General features: G+C 40.1%; 2 protein-coding genes and 2 riboswitches. Both genes read left to right on the top strand.

The features are described 5' to 3' along the window. Positions 1-89: 89 nt before the first annotated feature. Positions 90-279, bottom strand: a riboswitch (cobalamin riboswitch). A gap of 212 nt (positions 280-491) precedes the next feature. After that, positions 492-687: riboswitch (cobalamin riboswitch) on the top strand. A gap of 176 nt (positions 688-863) precedes the next feature. Beyond that, complete coding sequence (locus tag AC1DUW_RS26930) at positions 864-1,607, top strand: energy-coupling factor ABC transporter permease (protein ID WP_053345842.1); 744 nt, start codon at positions 864-866, stop codon at positions 1,605-1,607. Position 1,608: 1 nt separating this feature from the next. Continuing rightward, positions 1,609-1,923 (top strand): energy-coupling factor ABC transporter substrate-binding protein, encoded by a 315-nt coding sequence (locus AC1DUW_RS26925; protein ID WP_053345841.1) that lies wholly within the window; start codon positions 1,609-1,611, stop codon positions 1,921-1,923. Positions 1,924-2,045: the final 122 nt, after the last annotated feature.

Below are 2,045 nucleotides of genomic sequence, written 5' to 3'. Positions count from 1 at the left end.
TTAAAAAAACTATATGAAAAGGGAGCCTCCAGCAAGCAAAGTGAAACTCTCAAAATCTCCATAGTCCTTCTACCTTTCCCTCCGAAAAGTATCACACAATTTTAAAAGCAGGTTTCCTGGCTTACGCTTCAATTTACTTTTGTCCCTTCCCAGCTCTAGGCCAGTGGTTATCGACAATTTCATCAGCGTTACAGTAGCGGGGGCTGCATCGGATTCTCACCGATTTCCCTATTATCCCTTGCGTGTTCATACAAGAGCACTTTTAAATTGAAATATTTGGTTTTATAATAATATATTTCTAGTTAACTTTATCTATCATATAACAACTTTTTTAAAATTCAATAGTTTATTCCGACTGTTTTGAAAAGTTTAATGGTGAAAATCCAGCTTCATGCCTTTCCTCTCAGCGATTTTATCCTTCTCAAAAAAAAATATGAATAGAGTGTAGATGGAATCATTGCTTTATGGTACAATAAACGAGAATTTTCAAAAAATTACATAAGTTTTATGGTGCTAGATTCCTCGGAATTTAGCTTAATAGGGAAGTCGGTGTAAATCCGGCGCGGTCCCGCCACTGTAAAGGGAAGTCCTAATACGTAAAGTTTAATCCACTGTCAATCGAGATGGGAAGGATGTATGAGGATGATGATCCAGAGCCAGGAGACCTGCCATGAAGCGTGAAACTGTTTCAACCTACGAGGATGGGTGTGCGGATCAGGCAGATAAGCTAATATTTGTATTATGCTGCAAACTTACTGTTCATTACGCACTTCTTTCTTTTTGAGAGAAGTGCTTTTTATGTTGCCCGCCACTTCTCTTCTCAGCTTTAATCATTAAAAATAAAAGCGTTGAAAGGAGAAAAAATGAATAAAGCCAATTGGAAAATACTTTATTTTGTCATTTTACTACTCTTCATACCAAAGAAGGCAATGGCCATGCATATTATGGAGGGCTTCTTACCGATCGAATGGGCGATATTCTGGTGGGCTGTGACACTTCCATTTTTAATCTTGGGTTACCGTTCCATTAGGTCTAAAGTGAAGGAAAACCCAGAAACAAAAATGATGCTGGGTCTGTCCGGCGCATTCGTTTTTATTTTATCAGCTCTAAAAATCCCTTCCGTTACAGGAAGCTCTTCACACCCTACCGGCGTCGGTTTAGGTTCAATCTTGTTTGGGCCACTGGCCATGAGTGTCGTCGGTTCTATTGTTCTGTTATTTCAAGCTGTATTACTAGCTCATGGAGGACTAACTACGCTAGGAGCCAATGCTTTTTCCATGGCTGTTTGCGGGCCGTTCATTGCTTATTTTGTATTCAAAGGCACTACTAAATTAGGTTGGTCCTTTTCTCTTGCTGTTTTCTTAGCAGCAACTTTCGGAGATTTGGGCACCTATGTGATAACTTCTGTACAACTTGCTTTAGCTTTCCCATCGGAGGTAGGGGGATTTATGGCCTCATTCACTAAATTTTCAGGAATCTTCGCCCTTACCCAAATACCTTTAGCAATCAGTGAAGGTTTATTGACAGTCGTTGTCATGAATTTCTTGAAGAAATACAATCTAGGCGAATTGAAATTACTGCGAGTGTTATCTAAGGAGGCTCGTTAGCATGAAAAAAAGTTTATTGTTGCTTTTTCTAGTCGTCATACTTGCTATAATTCCGTTAATCACCCAACAAGGAACAGAATTTGGTGGAGCTGATGGAGTGGCGGAAGAAGCCATCACTAAAATCCAACCGGAATATAAGCCTTGGTTCAACAGTATCTGGGAGCCGCCAGGTGCAGAAACCGAAAGCTTATTGTTTGCTCTCCAAGCCGCGATTGGCGCCGGATTCATAGGATACTTCATCGGCGTTATGCGACAAAAAAATAAACAGGCCGTTCAAGAAAAGGACGAACAGGAAAAACATGTTACTCATAGATAAATACGCCTATTTCAACCGGCTAAAGCATGTACATCCTTTAGAGAAAATGATTTTTGCCCTCTCCCTTTTGTTGTTTTCTTTAGCAGTGAGGGATACGACCGTCTCACTCATCACCTTTACAG

It is taken from the genome of Peribacillus sp. P4_C12, assembly GCF_056402095.1.
The sequence above is the reverse complement of the archived record's forward strand: the minus strand, read 5'-3'. Positions and strand labels throughout refer to the sequence as shown.